The following is a 21,703-nucleotide window of genomic DNA, read 5'->3' as shown; positions in this document are numbered from 1 at the left end:
CGGTCCGGATCCGGCCGCGGGCCCGCGCCCCGGTCCGGATCCGGCCGCGGGCCCGCGCCCCGGTCCGGATCCGGCCGCGGGCCCGCGCCCCGGTCCGGGCCCGGCTCCGGGCCGCTCCGCGCTCCAGTCCCCGTCGTCATCCTCCCATTATCCGACCGCCCCGCGGTCCGGCCGCGCAGCGCCGATGCTGGTCAGGCCGCCGCGGGGCCCGTTGTCAGAGGCGTGCTGCACGATGGGGGCATGGGTCGGACATCGGTGCTCGACGGCTTCTCCCCGGCCACCCGGGCGTGGTTCACAGGTGCCTTCAGCGAGCCCACGGCGGCGCAGGAGGGCGCCTGGCGTGCGCTGGCTGAGGAGTCGGACGCGCTGGTGGTGGCCCCGACCGGCTCGGGCAAGACGCTCGCCGCCTTCCTCGCCTCCCTCGACCGGCTGGCCTCCGCCCCGCCCCCGGCGGACCCGGTCAGGCGCTGCCGGGTGCTGTATGTCTCACCGCTGAAGGCCCTCGCGGTCGACGTCGAGCGGAATCTGCGCAGCCCGCTCACCGGCATCCGGCAGGAGTCCCTGCGCCTGGGTCTGCCGGAGCCCGACATCCGGGTCGGCATCCGCTCCGGGGACACCCCGGCGACGGAGCGCCGCTCGCTCGCGCGCCGCCCGCCGGACATCCTGATCACCACACCCGAGTCCCTCTTCCTGATGCTGACGTCCTCGGCGCGGGACGCGTTCTCGGGCGTCGAGACGGTGATCCTGGACGAGGTGCACGCGGTGGCGGGCACCAAGCGCGGCGCCCATCTCGCGCTCTCCCTGGAGCGGCTGGACGAGCTGCTGGAGCGCCCGGCCCGCCGTATCGGCCTGTCGGCCACGGTGCGTCCGGTGGACGAGGTCGCGCGCTTCCTCTCCCCGCGCCGGCAGGCCACGGTGGTGCAGCCGCCGTCCGGCAAGGAGTTCGCGCTCTCCGTGGTGGTGCCCGTGGAGGACATGGGGGAGCTGGGCGGCTCCCCCGCGCAGGACGGATCGCCGGACCCGGGCACCGGCGGCGGGAAGCCGTCCATCTGGCCGTCGGTGGAGGAGCGCATCGCGGACCTCATCCAGGCCCACCGCTCCACCATCGTGTTCGCCAACTCCCGCCGGCTGGCGGAGCGGCTGTGCAACAGGCTGAACGAGATCGCGTACGAGCGCGCGACGGGCGAGGCGCTGCCCGAGGACCACGCGCCGGCCGAGCTGATGGGGAACGCGGGCGCGGTCGGCGGTGCGCCGTCGCTGCTCGCCCGTGCGCACCACGGCTCGGTCTCCAAGGAGCAGCGGGCCCAGGTGGAGGAGGAGCTGAAGGCCGGGCGGCTGCCCGCCGTGGTGGCCACCTCCAGCCTGGAGCTGGGGATCGACATGGGCGCGGTCGATCTGGTGATCCAGGTGGAGTCGCCGCCGTCGGTGGCCTCCGGGCTGCAGCGGGTGGGCCGCGCGGGGCACCAGGTGGGCGCCGTGTCGGCCGGTGTGGTCTTCCCGAAGTACCGGGGGGATCTGGTGCAGTCCGCCGTGGTCACCGAGCGGATGCGGGAGGGCGCCATCGAGGCGCTGCGCATCCCCGCCAACCCGCTGGACGTCCTCGCCCAGCAGATCGTGGCCATGACGGCGGTGGACACCTGGGACGTCGACGAGCTGCTGGCCCTGGTGCGCCGCGCCGCACCGTTCGCGGCGCTCCCGGAGTCGGCGTATGTCTCGGTGCTGGACATGCTGGCCGGGCGCTATCCGTCCGACGCCTTCGCCGAACTGCGCCCGCGCCTGGTGTGGGACCGGGTGGCGCACACCCTCACCGGCCGCCCGGGGGCGCAGCGGCTCGCCGTCACCTCGGGCGGCACGATCCCGGACCGCGGCCTGTTCGGGGTGTTCCTGGCCGGGGCCGCCGCGTCCGGTGAGGAGGGGGGCAGGAAGGGCGGCGGCCGGGTCGGCGAGCTGGACGAGGAGATGGTGTACGAGTCGCGGGTGGGCGATGTGTTCACCCTGGGCACCACCTCCTGGCGGATCGAGGACATCACTCGCGACCGGGTGCTGGTCACCCCGGCGCCCGGGGTGCCGGGCCGGCTGCCGTTCTGGAAGGGCGACCAGCTGGGCCGTCCCCTGGAGCTGGGCCGCGCGCTGGGCGCGTTCGTGCGCGAGGTCGGCTCGCTGCCCCGGGAGCGGGCCGAGCGGCGGCTCGCGGCCTCCGGGATGGACGAGCTGGCGGTGCGCAACCTGCTCGCCTATCTCGGCGAGCAGCGCGAGGCGACCGGCCATCTGCCCGACGACCGCACGATCGTGGTCGAGCGCTTCCGGGACGAGCTGGGCGACTGGCGGATCGTCGTGCACTCCCCGTTCGGCGCCCAGGTGCACGCCCCGTGGGCGCTCGCCATCGGCGCCCGCCTCACCGAGCGCCACGGCATGGACGCGCAGGTGATGCACGCCGACGACGGCCTGGTGCTGCGCCTGCCCGACGCCGATCTGATGGACCTCGACCTCTTCACGGACGAGCCCGGGACCGAGCCCGGGGCCGAACCCGGGCCCGGGCCCGGCACGCCGCCGGGGCTGTCCGGCGACCCGGATCAGCCCCCGCTCGGCGTCGCCGACGTGCTGTTCGACAGGGACGAGATCAGCCAGACCGTCACCGACCAGGTGGGCAGCTCGGCACTGTTCGCGGCCCGGTTCCGGGAGTGCGCCTCGCGCGCGCTGCTGCTGCCGCGCCGCAGCCCCGGCAAGCGCACCCCGCTGTGGCAGCAGCGGCAGCGGGCCTCCCAGCTGCTGCAGGTGGCGAGCGAGTTCGGCTCGTTCCCGGTGATCCTGGAGGCCGTCCGCGAGTGCCTGCAGGACGTGTTCGACGTGCCGGGCCTGACGGAGCTGATGGGCGATATCGAAGCGCGCCGCGTGCGGATGGTGGAGGTCACCACCCCGGAGCCGTCCCCCTTCGCGCGCTCGCTGCTGTTCGGCTATGTCGCCCAGTTTCTGTACGAGGGCGACTCGCCGCTGGCCGAGCGCCGCGCCGCCGCGCTCTCGCTCGACTCCCGGCTGCTGTCCGAGCTGCTGGGCCAGGCCGAGCTGCGCGAGCTGCTGGACGCGGACGTGCTGCGGGAGCTGGAGCGCGAGCTGCAGTGGCGCACCGAGGAGCGGCGCGTCAAGGACGCCGAGGGCGTCGCCGACCTGCTGCGCGTCCTCGGCCCGCGCACCGCCGCCGAGCTGGCCGAGCACGGCGCGGAGCCGGACTGGCCGCAGGAGCTGGAGACTGCCAGGCGGGCGATCCGGGTCCGGATCGCCGGGCGCGAGCACTGGGCGGCGATCGAGGACGCGGGGCGGCTGCGGGACGCGCTGGGCGCCGCGCTCCCCGTCGGCGTCCCCGAGGCGTTCACGGAGCCCGTGCCCGACCCGCTGGGCGACCTGCTCGCGCGGTACGCGCGCACGCACGGCCCGTTCGTCTCCGCCGAGGCGGCGGCGCGGTTCGGCCTGGGTGCCGCCGTGGCGGACGGCGCGCTCCAGCGGCTGGCCGCCGGCGGGCGCCTGGTGCAGGGGGAGTTCCATCCGGCCGGGGTGGGCCAGGAGTGGTGCGATGCGGGGGTGCTGCGGCGGCTGCGGCGCCGTTCGCTGGCGGCGCTGCGGCAGGAGCTGGAGCCCGTGCCCCCGGCGGCGCTGGCCGCGTTCCTGCCGCAGTGGCAGCATCTGGGGACGGGCAGCCTGCGCGGCGTCGACGGGCTGCTGCGCACGGTCGAGCAGTTGCAGGGGGCGCCCGTTCCGGCTTCCGCGCTGGAGAAGCTCGTGCTGCCGGGCCGGGTGGCCGACTACGCGCCTCCCCTGCTGGACGAGCTGACCGCCTCCGGCGAGGTCGTCTGGGCGGGCGCGGGCGCGCTGCCCGGCAAGGACGGCTGGGTCTCCCTCCATCTGGCCGACACCGCCCCGCTGCTCCTGCCGCCCCCGCATCCGCTGGAGCTGACCCCTCTGCACCAGTCGCTGCTGGACGCGCTGGAGGGCGGCTACGGTCTGTTCTTCCGGCAGATCGCCGGGCAGGTCCGCGCCGCCACCCACCCGGAGGCGACGGACCCGCAGCTCGCCGAGGCGCTGTGGGATCTGGTGTGGTCGGGCCGGGTCACCGGGGACACCCTCGCGCCGCTCCGCGCCCGGCTCGGCTCCGGCCGTACGGCGGGGGCCACGGCCCACCGTGCCAAGCGGGCGGCGCCCCGCGGCCGCTACGGCTCCTTCACGGCCGCCGCCGTCGCGGCGGGCTCCGGCGCCGCGCGCCGCGCGCCGGGGCGCGCACCCGCGTCCGCGCCCCCGACGGTGGCGGGCCGATGGTCGCTGCTGCCGCCGCGGGAGAGCGACCCCACGCACCGGGCGCACGCCCTGGCGCGCACCCTGCTGGACCGGCACGGCGTCGTCACCCGGGGCGCCGTCGCGGCCGAGGGGGTGGAGGGCGGGTTCTCCGCCGCGTATCGGGTGCTGACGGCGTTCGAGGAGAGCGGTCAGGCCCGCCGTGGCTATGTCGTCGAGGGGCTGGGTGCGGCCCAGTTCGCGATGGACGGGGCCGTGGACCGGCTCCGCGCGGTGAGCACGGCACGCGAGCGGGCGCCCGGCGCCGGAGGCGGCGCCGGGGACGGGGCGGCGCACCGCGCCCTGGTCCTGGCCGCCGCCGACCCGGCGAACGCGTACGGGGCCGCACTCGCCTGGCCCCCGCCCCCGGCCGGCGCCGCCCACAAGCCGGGCCGCAAGGCGGGAGCGCTCGTCGTGCTGGTCGACGGAGCGCTGACGCTGTACGTGGAGCGGGGCGGGAAGGCGCTGCTGGCCTGGACGGACGCCGAGGACGACGCCGCGCAGGAGACGGCGGCGCACGACGCGGGGATACCCGGCGCCGGTGGCGACCGGGTCGCGGCCGCCGTGGAGGCGTTCGCGCACGCGGTCCGGCGGGGTGCGCTCGGCACGGTCACCGTCGAGCGGGTGAATGGTGCCCCGGCGCTCTCCTCCCGGCTCGTGCCGGCGCTGGAGGCTGCGGGCTTCCATGCGACGCCGCGTGGGCTGCGGCTGCGCGCCGCGTAGTGGGGGCCCCAGGGTGCGTCCGGCGGAGTCTGCCGGGTCGGGGCTGTCCCTGTGCCTGGTCGGGGCTGTCCCCTGCCGGTGCGTCGTCGCAGTCTGCGGGGCGATGGGGGGTCCCCTGCTCGAAGAGCTCGGGGAACAGGGGGCAAGCGCCACGCGGCGGAGCCGCATATCGGACAGAGACCGATGCCGGGTGCGCACGATCCACCGGGCACGCGGCGGCTCCCACCCGCGGCTGTGCCCCTACCATGGCATCATGCCCGAAGGTGACACGGTCTGGCGCACGGCTCGGGCGCTGCACGACGCCCTCTCCGGCCATCCGCTGACGCGTACGGACCTCCGGGTCCCCAAGCTGGCCACCGTCGATCTCACCGGGCGCCGCGTGCTGGAGGTCGCCGCGCGGGGCAAGCATCTGCTCACCCGGCTCGAGGGCGGGCTGACCCTCCACTCGCATCTGGGCATGGACGGCTCCTGGCGGCTGACCTCGCCCGGCGGTTCGCGGGGCAGCGGCGGCCCGGCGCACCAGATCCGCGCCGTGCTGAGCACGGCGAGCCACACCGCGACCGGCTTCCGCCTGCCGCTCCTCGAACTGCTGCGCACCCTCGACGAGCTCTCGGCGCTGGGGCACCTCGGACCGGACCTGCTCGGTGCCGACTGGGATCCGGTCGAGGCCGAGCGGCGGCTGCTCAGCGATCCGGAGCGGCCGCTGGCCGAGGCGCTGCTGGACCAGCGCAACCTCGCGGGGATCGGCAATGTGTACGCCGCCGAGCTGTGTTTCCTCGCCCGCACCTCGCCCTGGACCCCGGTGGGCTCCCTCCCCCCGCCGCTTCCGTCCCGGCTGCTCACCGTCGCCAAGCGGCTGCTGGAGGCGAACAAGGACCGCGCCGTACGCCGTACGACCGGTGCGTCCCGCCCGGACCGCGCGCTCGCCGTCTACGGCCGCGAGCACCGGCCCTGCCCGCGCTGCGGCACCGCCGTGCGGACGGGCGAGCACGGGCCGCCCGAGCGGCGGCGCACCATCTGGTACTGCCCGCACTGCCAGCCGTCCGCCCCCGCGCGTTCGCCGTACCCCACCCGCCGCCACACCAATTGACGGGCCGTCAGATACCGTCGTACGGTCCACTGTCATGGGCCTTGCGGCGTACGACCTGACCGGCAGGACCGCTCTCGTCACCGGTGCCGCCAGCGGTATCGGGCGCGCCACGGCGCGGCTGCTCGCCGAGGCCGGCGCGCGGGTGCACTGCGCCGACCTGGACGCCCCGGGCGCCGAGCGCACCGCTGCGCTGATCGCCGAGGCGGGCGGCGCCGCCCGCGCGCACCCCCTGGACGTCGCCGACCCGGCCGCCGTCGCGCGGACCGTCGCGACCGCCGTCGACGCGGACGGGCCGCTCCATATCGCTGCGGCCGTGGCCGGGGTCCTGCACCGCAGCCCGGTCCTGGAGACGGACGACGCCGATCTGGAGCGCGTCCTGGCCGTCAACTTCCGAGGCGTCCTGTACACCTGCCGGGAGGCGGCCCGCAGCATGATCGCGGCCGGTGTGCCGGGGTCGCTGGTGACCATGGCGTCCGGCGCCGTGGACTCCGACGCGCCGGGGCTGCTCTGCTACAGCGCGTCCAAGGCCGCGGTCGTCCAGCTCACCAAGGTGCTCGCGGCCGAGATGGGCAGCCACGGCATCCGCGTCAACGCGGTCGCGCCCGGATGGGTCCGTACGCCGATGACGGAGCGCGCCCAGGCGGCGGCGCAGCGGCGGACCGAGGACGCCATGGCCCGGCTGGCACCGCTGGGGCGGGTCGGCGAGCCGGAGGAGGTCGCACACGCCGTGCTGTACCTCGCCTCGGACGCCTCGGCCTTCACCACCGGCCAGATCCTCCGCCCGAACGGCGGCGTGGCGATGCCCTGGTGAGGGACACCCGGGGCGACGGGCCGTGCGCGGCGTGTACGGGCAGCAGGCTGAGGCCCCAGCCGCCCGCGGCCAGCGACACCTCCAGGCCGTCCAGCCCGTCGGCGGCACCGCGGACCACCCGCCAGAGCGCGGCCAGCCACAGCGCGGCGCAGACGGCCCCCAGCAGCCACTGCCCGGCCCGCGTCCGCGCCGCCCCTGACGACCCCGCCATGCCACCGCCTCCACGCCGCGCGGACCTCTGCGGCACCATGATCCCGCACTTCGGGTGAGTGTGCGACTGCGCACAGCGACGGCGCGAAGAACGCGTCAGGGTCCCGCCGGAGCTCCGGCGGGACCCTGACGCGTTCTTCGCCGCTCAGGCGGCGACGACGTCCACTGCCTCCGCGGGCGCCTGGATCGTGACCCGCTCCTCGGGGACCCCCGTCACGGAGGTCACGGAGAGCGGGTTCAGCACCGGCCGCATGGGCGCGGGCACGGTGTCGCTCGCCGCGGATTCGGCCAGCTCGGCGAGTGCCAACTCGTCGCTGACTTCGCGCATCAGCTCGGACATCCGCACGTCAAGGGCGTCGCAGATGGACGACAGCAGTTCGGACGAGGCTTCCTTCTGGCCGCGCTCGACCTCGGAGAGGTATCCGAGCGAGACCCGGGCGGACGAAGAGACTTCGCGCAGGGTCCGGCCCTGGCGTTGGCGCTGCCGACGCAGCACGTCACCCAGCAGGCGACGGAGCAGAATCATCGGTGCTCCTCCCTCTCAACGCGCGGCGTCTTCCACAGCCTGTATCGGGACGGCCAGTTGGCCATGGCTCCTTCAGGCTCCACCGTACCGCCTCGGACAGCGACCGTGCGGGGAGCGATGTCGTGTTCACTCAGGGCTGCAAACATCCATTCCCCCCGGTCTGTTCCCTATCCTGTCCCCGGCACTTTCGATCAGTTGCTTGCAGAGCAGCTCCAGCACTCCTCGAACACTGTCCGTACGGATTCGAGCACGCACACGGTCAGGATGCCCGTCAGGCCGCTCCTCAAGCAGCAGCCGGGTCACCGCTCCCGCTCCGTCCGGTCCCGCGACCGCCAGGAAAACCGTACCCACCGGCTGACCGTCCTGGGGCCGGGGCCCCGCCACTCCGGTGGTGGCGACGCCCCAGTCGGCGCCCAGCGCCGCGCGCACGCCCCGCGCCATCTGGCGCGCCACCTCCGCGTCGACCGCGCCCCGCTCGGCCAGCAGCGCCCCGTCGACGCCGAGCAGCGCCCGCTTCAGCTCGGTGGCGTACGCCGTCACCGAGCCCCGGAAGGCCCGGGAGGCGCCGGGTACGGCGGTGAGCTCGGCCGCGACCAGTCCGCCCGTGAGGGACTCGGCGACGGCCAGCGTCTGCCCGCGCTCCCGCAGCAGCGTCAGCGCCTCGCCCGCCGGTCCCGTGCCCCCGCTCATGACCGACCGGACTCCCCGGCCGCCCCGGCCGCGCGCCCGGCCCGCCGGAGCACGACCGCCTGCCGTACGTAGTCCAGCCCCGTCGCCACCGTGAGGACCACGGCCGCCGCCATCACCCACCAGCGCAGGGTGGCCAGCGGGCCGGTCAGCGCGAGGACGTACATGCCGACGGCGACGCCCTGGGTGAGGGTCTTGAGCTTGCCGCCGCGGCTGGCCGGGATCACCCCGTGCTTGATCACCCAGAACCGCATCAGGGTGATCCCCAGCTCCCGGAAGAGGATGACGCCGGTCGCCCACCAGGACAGATCGGACAGCGCCGAGAGGCACAGCAGCGCGGCTCCCATGATCGCCTTGTCGGCGATCGGATCGGCGATCTTGCCGAAGTCGGTGACGAGTCCGTACCGGCGCGCCAGCTCGCCGTCGAAGAGGTCGGTGATCATGGCGATGGTGAAGGCCGCCCAGGCGAACGAGCGCCACATCGGGTCGTGCCCGCCCTCCGCCAGCATCAGGGCCACGAAACCCGGCACCAGCAGCAGGCGCGCCATCGTGAGGATGTTGGCGATGTTCCACAGGCTGACCGGCCGCACAGCCGGGGCCGCCGAGGCCGCCTTGGACGCCTGGGCGGCCTTGGATGACTGGGCGGCCTTGGACGCCTTGGATGCGGCCACGGGCCCGCGCCCGGCTGCGGAGGCCGGCACTCCGGTCATCTGCCCGCCTCCTCACGTCCCTCGCCTGTATCGCCGCCGAGCAGTTCCGCGACCAGGTCCACGCCCTCCGCCGCGACCACCCGTGCTTCGACCATACGTCCGACATCCAGACGCTGTCCCCGGGTGTCCGCCGCGTCCGTCCGCACCTCCGTCAGCGCGTCCGTCCGGGTCAGACGCACCTGCCCGTCGGTCTCCGGCGCCTGGTGCGCCGCGCGTCCGACCGGTCCGTCGCCGCCGTCCACGGACTCCACCAGCACCCGGACGGTCTCCCCGGTCCGCTCCTCGGCGCGCTGCGCCGTCAGCTCCTCGGCGAGCCGGGAGACCCGCGCCAGCCGCTCACCGACCTCGTCCTGGTCGACCTTGGCGGCGTAGCCGGCCGCCTCGGTGCCCTCCTCGTCCGAGTAGCCGAACACGCCGATGGCATCCAGCCGGGCCTCGCTCAGGAAGCGCTCCAGCTCCGCCACGTCCCGCTCGCTCTCGCCGGGGAAGCCGACGATGAAGTTGGACCGGATGCCGGCCAGCGGCGCCCGGTTCCTGATCTCCCCCAGCAGCTCCAGGAACCGCTCGGTGTCCCCGAAGCGCCGCATGGCGCGCAGCACGTCCGGCGCGGAGTGCTGGAAGGACAGGTCGAAGTACGGGGCGACGCCCTCGGTGCCGGCCAGGACGTCGACCAGGCCGGGGCGCAGCTCGGCCGGCTGCAGATAGCTCACCCGCACCCGCTCGATGCCGTCGACGGCCGCCAGCTCGGGCAGCAGCGTCTCCAGCAGCCGGATGTCCCCGAGGTCCTTGCCGTAGGAGGTGTTGTTCTCGGAGACCAGCATGATCTCGCGGACGCCCTGCTCAGCCAGCCAGCGGGTCTCGCCGAGCACATCGGAGGGGCGGCGGGAGACGAAGGAGCCGCGGAAGGAGGGGATGGCGCAGAACGAGCAGCGCCGGTCGCAGCCCGAGGCGAGCTTGACCGAGGCCACCGGGCTGCTGCCCAGCCGGCGCCGCAGCGGGGCGCGCGGCCCGGACGCGGGCGCGACCCCCGCCGGCAGATCGGCGGGGGCCGCGGAGTCCGGCCGCTCGGCGAGGTCGCCGTGCCCCGGGAGCGCGATGTCGGCGGACTGGCGCTCGACAGGGCTCACGGGCAGCAGCTTGCGCCGGTCGCGCGGGGTGTGCGGGGCGTGGACGCCGCCGCTCAGGATGGTCTGGAGCCGGCCGGAGATGTCGGTGTAGTCGTCGAAGCCCAGCACTCCGTCGGCCTCGGGCAGCGCTTCGGCCAGCTCCTTGCCGTACCGCTCGGCCATACAGCCGACGGCGACCACGGCCTGGGTGCGGCCGTTCCCGTCCCGGGCCGCGGCCTTGAGGTCGTTGGCCTCCAGCAGGGCGTCGACGGAGTCCTTCTTGGCGGCTTCGACAAAACCGCAGGTGTTGACGACGGCGACATCCGCGTCCTCGGCGTCCTGGACGAGATCCCAGCCATCCGCCGCCAGGCGGCCTGCGAGTTCCTCCGAGTCCACCTCGTTACGGGCGCAGCCAAGGGTGACAAGGGCGACGGTACGGCGTTCGGGCATGCGCTCAGCCTACTTCGTCACGCGCCGCCCGCCCGCCGCGAGGGGCCCGCGCCGCAGCTCAGCCCGGACGAATCACCCGGTCCCGCGCTCAGCCAGCCTCCGGATCGCCCCGCGTGTAGCTCACCCGCTGGACCTGGCCGACCTCGCCGACGTTCTTGACCTCCTTGCCGTTCACAAACAGCTTCACGCCGCCCGCGTTGCCGAGCACGAGGTCGAGCCGCTTGTCGTCGGTGATGGTCTTGGACTGGCCCTGGCGCAGCACGCCCTCGTGGACCAGGCGCCCGTTGTGGTCCTTGGCGGAGATCCAGCTGTTCCCCTGCTCGGCGGTCATCCGGACGGTGACCTTGTCGGCCGGGGCCCGCGCGACGGCGTCGTCGGAGGGCTTGGGGTCGGCCGTCTTGCGCGGGCTCGGCTTGGCGGACTCCTTCGCGGAGGGGGACTGCGAGGGGGTGTCGTCGGCGACGGGGCTGCCGGAGTCGCCGTCGCCGCCGCTGACGAGCGTGAAGCCGACGAAGCCGACCACGACGACGATCGCGGCGACCATGGCCGCCGTCCAGTTCGGCCGGCGCGCATCGGGCCGGATCCGCTCCGCCTCGAAGAGCGTCGCGGCCGGGGTGGGCTCCGGGCGGCCGCCGTGCTCCGCGTCGTACTGCGCGACCAGCGCGTCCGCGTCGAGGCCCACGGCGCGCGCGAGGGTACGGATATGGCCGCGGGCGTAGACGTCGCCGCCGCAGCGGGAGAAGTCGTCCTGCTCGATCGCCTGCACGATGGGAACGCGTACGCGGGTGGACGTACTGACCTCGTCCACGGTCAACCGGGCGTCGACGCGGGCCTGCTGGAGGGCTCGGCCCACCGAGGGGCGGTGCTCGTCGTCACCGACCGGCGGAGGGTCCTCTTCGGGGGAGTTGCCGATGGACACGGGGGCGCCTTTCGAGCGTGTAGCCACCTGCTGGAGGTTCAGTCTAGGGGCGGGGCAAAAGGGTGGGGCAAGCGGGCGGACCGACTTTGTCCGCCATCGGGATGGCCGCGCACCCGGTGCCGCCCGATACGGCCGCGCCCGGCCGCCGCTCTGCCCTCCCTGACGTGAAAACCGCTGTACGGGTTGCCCGGATGTCCGGCGAATGGCTCCAGCACACCACCCGGAGGAGTGACGGGTTCCTCCCGGTCCCCCGTCCCTCGCCTCCCCGCCGCGTCCCTCGCCCTCATCCCTCGCCGCGGATCACCGCCAGCACCCCGTCCAGTTCGTCCGGCTTCACCAGGACGTCCCGCGCCTTGGAGCCCTCGCTCGGGCCCACCACACCGCGCGACTCCATCAGGTCCATCAGCCGGCCCGCCTTCGCGAAGCCGACCCGCAGCTTCCGCTGGAGCATCGAGGTGGAGCCGAACTGCGTGGACACCACGAGCTCCGCCGCCTGGCACAGCAGGTCCAGATCGTCGCCGATCTCCTCGTCGATCTCCTTCTTCTGCCCCTGCCCGACCGTGACGTCGTCCCGGAAGACCGGCGCCATCTGGGCCTTGCAGTGCCCGACGACGGCGGCGACCTCCTCCTCGGTCACGAAGGCGCCCTGCATCCGCACCGGCTTGTTGGCGCCCATCGGCAGGAACAGCCCGTCGCCCTTGCCGATCAGCTTCTCGGCGCCCGGCTGGTCCAGGATGACGCGGCTGTCGGCCAGCGACGAGGTGGAGAAGCCGAGCCGGGAGGGCACATTGGCCTTGATCAGGCCGGTCACCACATCGACCGAGGGCCGCTGGGTGGCCAGCACCAGATGGATCCCGGCGGCGCGCGCGAGCTGCGTGATGCGGACGATGGCGTCCTCCACATCGCGCGGGGCCACCATCATCAGGTCCGCCAGCTCGTCCACGATCACGAGCAGATACGGATACGGGGACAGCTCCCGCTCGCTGCCCTCGGGGGCCGTGACCCGGCCCGAGCGGACCGCCTCGTTGAAGTCGTCGATGTGCCGGAAGCCGAACGCCGCCAGGTCGTCGTAGCGCAGGTCCATCTCGCGCACGACCCACTGCAGCGCCTCGGCGGCCTTCTTCGGGTTGGTGATGATCGGCGTGATGAGGTGCGGGATGCCCTCGTACGCCGTCAGTTCCACCCGCTTGGGGTCCACCAGCACCATCCGCACATCCTCCGGGGTCGCCCGGACCATCACGGAGGTGATGAGGCAGTTGATGCAGGACGACTTGCCGGAGCCGGTGGCGCCCGCGACCAGGACGTGCGGCATCTTGGCGAGGTTGGCCGAGACATAGCCGCCCTCGACGTCCTTGCCGAGCCCGCTCAGCAGCGGGTGCTCCTCGCCCGCCGCCTCGGCGGCCCGCAGCACGTCGCCGAGGTTGACCATCTCGCGGTCGCTGTTCGGGATCTCGATGCCGACGGCCGACTTGCCGGGGATCGGGTTGATGATGCGCACATCGGGGCTGGCGACCGCGTAGGCGATGTTCTTGGCGAGGGCGGTGATCTTCTCGACCTTGACGCCGGGGCCCAGCTCGACCTCGTAGCGGGTGACGGTCGGGCCCCGGGTGAAGCCGGTGACGGCGGCGTCGACCTTGAACTCGCGGAAGACGTTCGTCAGCGACTCGACGACCGCGTCGTTGGCCGCGCTGCGGGTGCGCCCTGGGCCGCCGCGCTCCAGCAGGTCGAGCGAGGGCAGCGCGTAGGTGATGTCGCCGCGCAGCTGCAGCTGCTCGGCCCGGGGCGGCAGGTCCCCTGGCTCGGGCGGGGCCGGCGCCTTGGTGAGGTCGGGGACGGCGAGGTCGTCGGCGTCCGCCTCCCGGGGCGCGCCGGGGGCCGGCTCCCGCCCCGCCGCCACGGAGTTGGTCAAGTCGGCGACGAGCGGCGAGGGCTGGACGCCGTGCAGCACAGCGCCGTCCAGCGAGGCGGCAGCGGCGGCGGCGACGTCCACCGCGTCCAGCGGCCGGTCGCCCTGCCCCGCGCCCTGAGGCAGCGGGTCCTGGCCCGCGGCACCGGCCTTCCCGCCCCCGCGCCTGCCCTTGCGGCCCCCCGTACGGCGCTGGTCCAGGGCCTCCTTCTCGGCCAGCGCGGGGTCGATGTGGTCCTTGCGCATGCTGTGCCGGGTGCGGCGCGGGCGGGGCTCGTCGTCCTCGTCGTACGCCCCGTCGCCGTCATACGCGCCGTCGTATGCGTCCTGCGCCCCGTGTTCCTCGCCGGGGCGTGGCTCTATCACGCCGAGCCGGACGCCGACGGCGCGCAGCCGCCGCGGGATGGCGTTGACGGGCGTGGCCGTGACGACGAGCAGCCCGAAGACCGTGACCAGCACCAGCAGGGGCACCGCCAGCATCTCGCCGACGATATGGATCAGCGGCCGGGAGACGCCCCAGCCGATGAGGCCGCCCGCGTCCTGGATCGCCGCCTCGCCCTCGTCCCGGAGCGGGGCGCCGCAGGCGATGTGCACCAGCCCGAGCACGCCGAGCACCAGCGCCGAAAGCCCGATGACGATACGGCCGTTGGCCTCCGGGCGCTCCGGGTGCCGGAACAGCCGCACGGAGATGACCCCGAGCAGTATCGGGACCAGCAGGTCGAGCCGGCCGAAGGTGCCGGTGACGAGAGTCTTGATGAGGTCGCCCACCGGCCCCTGGAGGTTGGACCAGGTGCCCGCCGCGACGACCAGCGCGAGGCCGAGCAGCAGCAGCGCGACACCGTCCTTGCGGTGCGCGGGGTCGAGGCCCTTGCCGCTGCGCCCTATGCCGCGGAACACCGCGGCGATCGCATGGACCACACCGAGCCAGCACGCGGCCAGCACCCGGAGGGCACCCCCGGAAGACCCGCCCTTCGACGCGGTCTTGCCACCCTTGCCCTTGGGCTTGGCCGCGGCCTTCTTGGCCGGCGCCTTCTTCGCGGGCGCCTTCTTCGACGGTGACGTGCTCGCCGGGGACTTCTTCGCGGCTGCCTTCTTCGCAGGGGCTTTCTTGGCTGCCTTTCCGGTTCCCGACGTTCGTGAGGCCATGGGGGTGAGATTACCTTCGCCGTGCGTATGAGGCACGGATGCCCGGGGTATCCGCAGCGCCTCCGGTGGCCGGTCCGGACGTCAGTGCTGGGAGGGGACGTGCGCCGAGGGATCGCCGCCCGTGCCGGGCTCCAGCGCGTCAAGTGCCCTGCGCAGGCCGGAGAGTTTGCGCTCCAGGTGGGTGGCGGTGGCCGCGGTGGCGCCGTCCGCCGCGTCGCCCAGCTGCTTGGTGAGCGCCTCCGCCTGCTCCTCCACGGCGGCCAGCCGCGCGGACAGCTCCACCAGCAGCCCCGGCGACTCGGCCGGCTCCTCGCCCGCCGGCTCGGCCCGCTGCTCCCCGCCGCCCTCCAACTGGAGCCGCAGCAGGGCAGCCTGCTCGCGCAGCTGCACGTTCTTCATATACAGGTCGACGAAGACCGACACCTTGGCGCGCAGCACCCAGGGGTCGAACGGCTTGGAGATGTAGTCCACCGCACCGGCCGCATAGCCCCGGAAGGTGTGGTGAGGGCCATGGTTGATGGCGGTGAGGAAGATGATCGGGATGTCGCGCGTGCGCTCCCTGCGCTTGATGTGCGCCGCTGTCTCGAAGCCGTCCATCCCCGGCATCTGGACATCCAGCAGAATGACCGCGAAGTCATCCGTCAGCAGCGCCTTGAGTGCTTCCTCCCCTGACGATGCCCGCACCAGCGTCTGATCGAGCGCGGAGAGAATGGCCTCCAGCGCCAGCAGATTCTCCGGCCGGTCATCGACCAGGAGGATCTTGGCCTTCTGCACCATGGCCCGTCCTCCTCGCCCCGGCAGCCCCTCGGACGCCGCCCCTGGGAGCGGCGCCCTGTCGCCGCCGCCCGTCCTTGTGCCGGTCATGGTAGCCGCACCGTGCGGTCCGCCACACCCTGTCACCGCGATGTCACTGTGCACGTAGCAGAAACGCCCCAGGGGACCAAAAGGTTCCCGGTTTACCGCGCTTCCACACGTCATTGACCACACTGAGTCAGCATGTGGCCGTGACAGCACCCCGCAGACCACACGGTGTCATAGTCACCGCGCATCCATCCACCGCCTCATGACAGTCAGCAGGTGTTCGGTGTCCACCGGCTTGGAGACATAGTCGGACGCGCCCGACTCTATGCTCTTCTCCCGGTCCCCCTTCATGGCCTTGGCGGTGAGCGCGATGATGGGCAGCCCGGCGAACTGCGGCATCTTGCGGATCGCCGCCGTCGTCGCATAGCCGTCCATCTCCGGCATCATGATGTCCATCAGCACCACGGCCGCGTCGTCGTGCTGCTCCAGCACCTCGATGCCCTCGCGACCGTTCTCCGCGTAGAGGACCTGCAGCCCGTGCTGTTCGAGCACGCTGGTGAGCGCGAACACATTGCGGATGTCGTCGTCGACGATGAGCACCTTGTGGCCCGCGAGGCCGCCCAGGTCGACCCGCACCGGCTCCCGGTCCTGCGCCGTCTGCGGGGCGGCGGCGTCGGCCGGTCCGGCGTCCTGGCCGTTCGGCTGCTCCGCCGGGAGGCCGGACACGGCGGGCGCGGCAGCCCCGCCCCCCGGATGCCCGTTGTGCGCCACGGCCTCGGGCGGCATCCCGGCCGGCGGCCGGCCGCCGCTCTCCTCGCTCCGGCGGCGCCGGTCGGCGAGGGCCTGGGCCGCCTCGGCTGCCGACTCCTGTGGCGCCCCGGACTCCGCCGGGCCCTCGTCGGCCCCGGTGCCCGCAGCGCCCACGGGGCCCGGCACCACCGCGGCGCCGCCCCCGCCCTTCGCGGGCTCGGCCCGCTCGCCCTGCGCCGTCTCCACGGGCGCCGCCGCCGCGACGCCCGCGTCGGCCGCCGCGATGGCCAGGGTGGCGCCCGAGTCGATCTGGGTGTAGCCCTGGGGCGGCAGTTCGGTCGGGTGCAGCGGCAGATAGAGCGTGAACGTCGAGCCACGGCCCGGCTCGCTCGCGGCGTAGATCTCACCGCCCAGCAGGCGCGCGATCTCGCGGCTGATGGACAGGCCCAGGCCGGTGCCGCCGTACTTGCGGCTGGTGGTCCCGTCCGCCTGCTTGAACGCCTCGAAGATGACCAGCATCTTGCTCTGCGCGATCCCGATGCCGGTGTCGGTCACCGAGAAGGCGATCAGATCCGCTTCGGCGTCCCGCAGCGAGCCCTGCTCCAGCATCTGCTCGCGGATCACCCCGGGCACCTCGTCCCGCTCCGAGCGGATCACCAGCTCGACGGCGCCGCTGTCGGTGAACTTCACCGCGTTCGACAGCAGGTTGCGCAGCACCTGGAGCAGCCGCTGCTCGTCGGTGTGCAGCGTGGCGGGCAGCTCGGGCGAGACCCGCACCGAGAAGTCGAGGCCCTTCTCGGCGGTCAGCGGCCGGAACGTGGCCTCCACGTAGTCGACGAGCTGGACGAGCGCGATCCGGGTCGGGCTGACATCCATCTTGCCCGCCTCGACCTTGGCCAGGTCGAGGATGTCGTTGATGAGCTGGAGCAGGTCCGAGCCCGCGCCGTGGATCGTCTCGGCGAACTCGACCTGCTTCGGGGTGAGGTTGTGCTCGGCGTTGTCGGCCAGCAGCTTGGCGAGGATCAGCAGCGAGTTGAGCGGCGTGCGCAGCTCGTGCGACATGTTCGCCAGGAACTCCGACTTGTAGCGCATCGAGACGGAGAGCTGCTCGGCGCGCTCTTCGAGCACCTGCCGGGCCTCCTCGATCTCCCGGTTCTTGATCTCGATGTCGCTGTTGGTCTGCGCGAGCTGCTCGGCCTTCTCCTCCAGCGCGGCGTTGGACTCCTGCAGCGCCTTCTGCCGGCTCTCCAGCTCACCGGAGCGCTCCCGCAGCTGCGCGGCCAGCTCCTGTGACTGCTCCAGCAGCCGCTCCGTGCGGGTGTTGACGCTGATGGTGTTGACGCTGGTGGCGATCATCTCGGCGATCTGGTTCAGGAAGTCCTTCTGGATCTGCGCGAACGGCTGGAACGACGCCAGCTCGATCACGCCCAGCACGGTCTCCTCGAAGACGACGGGCAGCACGATGACGTTGGCGGGCTGCGCCTCGCCCAGGCCCGAGGAGATCTTCAGATAGCCGGGCGGCGTGTGGTCCACATGGATCGGGCGCTTCTCCCTCGCCGCGGTGCCGACCAGCGACTCGCCGGGGTGGAAGGTGGTGGGCATGGTGTCGGTGCGGTAGCCGTAGCTGCCGAACATCCGCAGCTCGTACGAGCCGTCCTCGGCGGGGCCCGCACCGGCTCCGGTCGCGTCCTCGCCCGTACCGGTCGGCACGGTCAGGAAGAACGCGCCGTGCTGCGCCGCGACCACCGGGGTCAGCTCGCTCATGATGAGCCCGGCCACGTCCCGCAGGTCCCGGCGGCCCTGCATCAGGCCGGAGATCCGGGCGAGGTTCCCCTTCAGCCAGTCCTGCTCCTGGTTGGCGAGAGTGGTCTCGCGCAGATTGGTGATCATGGTGTTGACGTGGCCCTGCAGCTCCTGGATCTCGCCGCGCGACTCCACCTCGATGCTGACGTTGTGGTCGCCGCGCGTCACCGCGGTGGCCACCTCGGTGATGGCGCGCACCTGACGGGTCAGGTTCCCGGCCATCTCGTTCACCGAGTCGGTGAGGTCCTTCCAGGTGCCCGCCACACCCGGCACCCGCGCCTGACCGCCCAGGATGCCCTCGGTGCCCACCTCGCGGGCCACCCGCGTCACCTGCTCGGCGAACGACGACAGCTGGTCGACCATGGTGTTGATGGTGGTCTTGAGCTGGAGGATCTCGCCGTTGGCCGCGATGTCGATCTTCTTGGTGAGGTCGCCCTTGGCGATGGCCGTGGTGACCATGGCGATGTTGCGGACCTGCCCGGTGAGGTTGGAGGCCATGGAGTTCACCGAGTCGGTGAGGTCCTTCCAGGTGCCCGCCACACCCGGCACCCGCGCCTGACCGCCCAGCACGCCGTCCGTGCCGACCTCGCGGGCCACCCGGGTGACCTGGTCGGCGAACGAGGAGAGCGTCGTCACCATGGTGTTCACCGTGTCGGCGAGCTGCGCGACCTCGCCGCTGGTCTCGACGGTCACCTTCTTCGTCAGGTCGCCGCTGGCCACGGCGGTGGCGACCTGGGAGATGTTCCTGACCTGGTTGGTCAGGTTGTTGGCCATGATGTTGACGTTGTCGGTGAGGTCCTTCCAGATCCCGGACGCGTCCCGCACCCGGGCCTGCCCGCCGAGCTGGCCCTCGGTGCCCACCTCGCGGGCCACCCGGGTCACCTGTTCGGCGAACGACGACAGGGTGTCCACCATGGTGTTCACGGTGGTGACCAGGGCGAGGATCTCGCCCTTGGCGTCAACGGTGATCTTCTTGGACAGGTCGCCCTGCGCGACGGCCGTGGTGACCTCGGCGATGTTCCGCACCTGCGAGGTGAGGTTGTTCGCCATGAAGTTCACGGACTGGGTGAGGTCCTTCCAGGTGCCCGCGACGCCCTTCACCTCGGCCTGGCCGCCGAGGATCCCCTCGGTGCCGACCTCCCGCGCGACCCTGGTGACCTCCCCCGCGAACGACGACAGCTGGTCGACCATCGTGTTCAGCGTGGTCTTCAGCTCCAGGATCTCCCCGCGCGCGTCCACGTCGATCTTCTGCGACAGATCGCCGCGCGCCACGGCGGTGGCGACCTGCGAGATGTTGCGCACCTGGGAGGTGAGGTTGCCCGCCATCCCGTTCACCGAGTCGGTCAGGTCCCGCCACACGCCCGCGACGCCGGGCACCTGCGCCTGGCCGCCCAGCCTGCCCTCCGTACCGACCTCGCGGGCGACGCGCGTGACCTGGTCGGCGAGGATGGAGAGCTGGTCGACCATCGTATTGATGGTGTTCTTGAGCTCCAGGATCTCCCCGCGCGCGTCAACCTCGATCTTCTGCGACAGATCGCCGCGCGCCACGGCCGTCGTCACCTGGGCGATCTGGCGGACCTGCGAGGTGAGGTTCTCCGCCATGGAGTTGACGGAGTTGGTCAGGTCCCGCCAGGTCCCCGAGACGCCGTCCACCCGGGCCTGGCCGCCCAGCCGCCCCTCCGTACCGACGTCCTTGGCCATCCTGGTGACCTGCTCGGCGAAGGACGAGAGCTGGTCCACCATGGTGTTCACGGTGTTCTTCAGCTCCAGCATCTCGCCGGAGACATCGACCGTGACCTTCTGCGACAGATCACCGTTCGCCACCGCCGTCGTCACCTCGGCGATGTTGCGGACCTGGCCGGTGAGGTTGCGGAACGCGGTGTTCACCGAGTCGGTGAGGTCCTTCCACGTCCCGTCGGCGCCCGGCACCGACGCCTGGCCGCCCAGCAGCCCGTCGGCGCCGACCTCGCGGGCGACCCGGGTGACCTCCGAGCTGAACGAGGACAGCTGGTCCACCATCGTGTTCACGGTGTTCTTCAGCTCCAGCATCTCGCCGGAGACATCGACCGTGACCTTCTGCGACAGATCGCCGTTCGCCACCGCCGTCGTCACCTGCGCGATGTCCCGCACCTGCGCCGTGAGATTGCGGAACGCGCCGTTCACCGAGTAGGTGAGGTCCTTCCAGATGCCCGCGGCGCCCGGCACCTTGGCCTGGCCGCCGAGCACCCCGTCGGTGCCGACCTCGCTGGCGGCGCGCGTCACCTCGCGGGCGAGCGTACGCAGCGTGTCCGTCATGGCGTTGATGGTCTCGGCGAGCCGGGCGACCTCGCCGCGCGCGTTCACCGTGATCTTCTGCGACAGGTCGCCGTTGGCGACGGCCGTCGTCACCTGTGCGATCTCGCGGACCTGCGAGGTGAGGTTGCCCGCCATGGTGTTGACGGAGTCGGTGAGGTCCTTCCAGACGCCCGCGGCGCCCGGCACGGACGCCTGGCCGCCGAGCCGTCCCTCGGTGCCGACCTCCCGGGCGACCCGGGTGACCTCGGACTGGAACGAGGACAGCTGGTCCACCATGGAGTTGACGGTGTTCTTGAGCTCCAGCATCTCGCCCGCGACGTGCACGGTGACCTTGCGCGACAGGTCGCCCTTCGCGACGGCCGTGGTCACCAGCGCGATGTCCCGGACCTGGGCCGTCAGCCGGGAGGCCATGGTGTTGACCGAGTCGGTCAGGTCCTTCCAGGAGCCGGACATGCCGCGCACCCGCGCCTGACCGCCCAGCTTGCCCTCGGTTCCGACCTCGCTCGCGACCCGCGTCACCTCGTCCGTGAACGCGGACAGCTGGTCCACCAGGCCGTTGACGGTGCGCCCGACCTTCAGGAACTCGCCGCGCAGCGGATGCCCGCCGCCCTCCGCACCGCGCGAGCGCAGGTCCATGCGCTGCTCCAGATCGCCGTCGGCGACCGCGGAGAGCACCCTGCCCACCTCGGTGACGGGCCGCGCCATGTCGTCCACCAGCGCGTTGGCCGCGTCGATGGCGACGGCCCAGGAGCCCTCGCAGGTGCCCGTCTGCAGCCGCTCCGTGAGCTTCCCCTCACGCCCGACCACCCGGCGCACCCGGGAGAGCTCACCGGCCAGATGCAGGTTCTGGTCCGCCACCTCGTTGAAGACCGCGGCGATCTCCGCCATCGGGCCCTCGCCCGTGACAGTGAGGCGCTTCCGGAAGTTGCCGTCGCGCATCGCGGTCAGAGCGGTCAGCAGTTTGTTGACGGAAGCCGCCTCGACCTCCACCATCCCGTTCTTCCGGGACCGTCCGCCTTTCGCACGCGTGCCGGTGCTGCGCGCCGCCGCGCCAGACTCCACTGTCCCTCCCACGGGTCGATCGTTCTGCCCGGGTCCGTTTCACTCCGAGCCTTCCCAGTGTTTCACCCCGCCCGAACCCGGCGATAACAGTTCGGCAGCATGGCATACGGCTCTTCGCCAGGCCGGACGGAAATCACCCGGATCCGGCAGACTCGCCTGCGGGGAACGTAAGTAACCTGGCACCCGGCTGTCCGCACATCCCCCGCCGCGCGCGAGGATGCCCCCGCAGGGGCGCTGGGTAGGGGGCAACAGAGGACAGCGGCGTGAGCACGACGGGTAACGGAGGGGCGCTGCGGTGACGCGAAGGCAGGGCGCCGGACAGGGGGTCTCCCCCACCGGGGCTCAGCGTGTGCCCGAAGGCGCCCCGCCCCGCCCGGGGCGCGGC

The 21,703-nt window shown here is 73.0% G+C and carries 12 protein-coding genes; 3 read left to right on the top strand and 9 right to left on the bottom strand.

From position 1 onward, the window contains the following. Positions 1-240 precede the first annotated feature (240 nt). The 3 genes from G5C65_RS10545 to G5C65_RS10535 all read left to right on the top strand — a co-directional run bounded on the left by G5C65_RS10545 (position 241) and on the right by G5C65_RS10535 (position 6,947). Positions 241-5,046 carry an Lhr family ATP-dependent helicase gene (locus tag G5C65_RS10545; RefSeq protein ID WP_165298483.1) on the top strand — a complete coding sequence of 1,602 codons (4,806 nt, stop codon included), beginning with the start codon at positions 241-243 and terminating at the stop codon, positions 5,044-5,046. A gap of 253 nt (positions 5,047-5,299) precedes the next feature. Then, positions 5,300-6,136, top strand: coding sequence for an Fpg/Nei family DNA glycosylase (locus G5C65_RS10540; protein WP_165298482.1), 837 nt, complete (start codon positions 5,300-5,302; stop codon positions 6,134-6,136). Positions 6,137-6,170: 34 nt separating this feature from the next. Continuing rightward, the gene (locus G5C65_RS10535) at positions 6,171-6,947 is read left to right on the top strand and encodes an SDR family NAD(P)-dependent oxidoreductase (protein ID WP_165298481.1); all 777 of its coding nucleotides are present in this window, start codon (positions 6,171-6,173) and stop codon (positions 6,945-6,947) included. Here G5C65_RS10535 and G5C65_RS10530 read toward each other — a convergent pair. The 9 genes from G5C65_RS10530 to G5C65_RS10490 form a co-directional block, all read right to left on the bottom strand. Further along, the gene (locus G5C65_RS10530; RefSeq protein ID WP_241265705.1) at positions 6,895-7,158 is read right to left on the bottom strand and encodes a hypothetical protein; all 264 of its coding nucleotides are present in this window, start codon (positions 7,156-7,158) and stop codon (positions 6,895-6,897) included. The genes G5C65_RS10535 and G5C65_RS10530 overlap by 53 nt on opposite strands. A 144-nt stretch (positions 7,159-7,302) precedes the next feature. Then, a complete protein-coding gene (locus G5C65_RS10525) occupies positions 7,303-7,683 on the bottom strand; it encodes a helix-turn-helix domain-containing protein (protein WP_165298480.1) in 381 nt (126 codons plus the stop codon). A gap of 126 nt (positions 7,684-7,809) precedes the next feature. Continuing rightward, a complete protein-coding gene (locus G5C65_RS10520; RefSeq protein ID WP_165298479.1) occupies positions 7,810-8,373 on the bottom strand; it encodes a CinA family protein in 564 nt (187 codons plus the stop codon). Continuing rightward, entirely contained in the window at positions 8,370-9,080 is a 711-nt protein-coding gene (gene pgsA, locus G5C65_RS10515; RefSeq protein ID WP_165298478.1) for a CDP-diacylglycerol--glycerol-3-phosphate 3-phosphatidyltransferase, read from the bottom strand. The genes G5C65_RS10520 and pgsA overlap by 4 nt, the downstream gene beginning before the upstream one ends. Then, complete coding sequence (gene rimO, locus G5C65_RS10510; protein ID WP_165298477.1) at positions 9,077-10,636, bottom strand: 30S ribosomal protein S12 methylthiotransferase RimO; 1,560 nt, start codon at positions 10,634-10,636, stop codon at positions 9,077-9,079. The genes pgsA and rimO overlap by 4 nt, the downstream gene beginning before the upstream one ends. A gap of 88 nt (positions 10,637-10,724) precedes the next feature. Continuing rightward, positions 10,725-11,555, bottom strand: a complete 831-nt coding sequence (locus G5C65_RS10505; RefSeq protein WP_165298476.1) for a RodZ domain-containing protein — start codon at positions 11,553-11,555, stop codon at positions 10,725-10,727. A 283-nt stretch (positions 11,556-11,838) separates the two neighbouring features. Continuing rightward, positions 11,839-14,607, bottom strand: a complete 2,769-nt coding sequence (locus G5C65_RS10500; protein WP_165298475.1) for an FtsK/SpoIIIE family DNA translocase — start codon at positions 14,605-14,607, stop codon at positions 11,839-11,841. Between the two features lie 81 nt (positions 14,608-14,688). Further along, positions 14,689-15,384, bottom strand: coding sequence for a response regulator (locus G5C65_RS10495; protein ID WP_165298474.1), 696 nt, complete (start codon positions 15,382-15,384; stop codon positions 14,689-14,691). A gap of 261 nt (positions 15,385-15,645) precedes the next feature. Next, complete coding sequence (locus tag G5C65_RS10490) at positions 15,646-21,318, bottom strand: HAMP domain-containing protein (RefSeq protein ID WP_165298484.1); 5,673 nt, start codon at positions 21,316-21,318, stop codon at positions 15,646-15,648. Positions 21,319-21,703: the final 385 nt, after the last annotated feature.

The sequence above is a fragment of the Streptomyces boncukensis genome, from assembly GCF_011045075.1.
In the GTDB taxonomy this organism is placed as follows: domain Bacteria; phylum Actinomycetota; class Actinomycetes; order Streptomycetales; family Streptomycetaceae; genus Streptomyces; species Streptomyces boncukensis.
Note: the sequence above shows the minus strand (reverse complement) of the source record. Positions and strands in the feature narration are given on the sequence as shown.

Bases quoted from the DNA above. Each gene is read 5' to 3' on its own strand.
- G5C65_RS10520 (WP_165298479.1), bottom strand. From the start codon at position 8,373: ATGAGCGGGGGCACGGGACCGGCGGGCGAGGCGCTGACGCTGCTGCGG.
- G5C65_RS10540 (WP_165298482.1), top strand. From the start codon at position 5,300: ATGCCCGAAGGTGACACGGTCTGGCGCACGGCTCGGGCGCTGCACGAC.
- G5C65_RS10535 (WP_165298481.1), top strand. From the start codon at position 6,171: ATGGGCCTTGCGGCGTACGACCTGACCGGCAGGACCGCTCTCGTCACC.
- G5C65_RS10495 (WP_165298474.1), bottom strand. From the start codon at position 15,384: ATGGTGCAGAAGGCCAAGATCCTCCTGGTCGATGACCGGCCGGAGAAT.
- pgsA (WP_165298478.1), bottom strand. From the start codon at position 9,080: ATGACCGGAGTGCCGGCCTCCGCAGCCGGGCGCGGGCCCGTGGCCGCA.
- G5C65_RS10530 (WP_241265705.1), bottom strand. From the start codon at position 7,158: ATGGCGGGGTCGTCAGGGGCGGCGCGGACGCGGGCCGGGCAGTGGCTG.
- G5C65_RS10525 (WP_165298480.1), bottom strand. From the start codon at position 7,683: ATGATTCTGCTCCGTCGCCTGCTGGGTGACGTGCTGCGTCGGCAGCGC.
- G5C65_RS10545 (WP_165298483.1), top strand. From the start codon at position 241: ATGGGTCGGACATCGGTGCTCGACGGCTTCTCCCCGGCCACCCGGGCG.
- rimO (WP_165298477.1), bottom strand. From the start codon at position 10,636: ATGCCCGAACGCCGTACCGTCGCCCTTGTCACCCTTGGCTGCGCCCGT.
- G5C65_RS10500 (WP_165298475.1), bottom strand. From the start codon at position 14,607: ATGGCCTCACGAACGTCGGGAACCGGAAAGGCAGCCAAGAAAGCCCCT.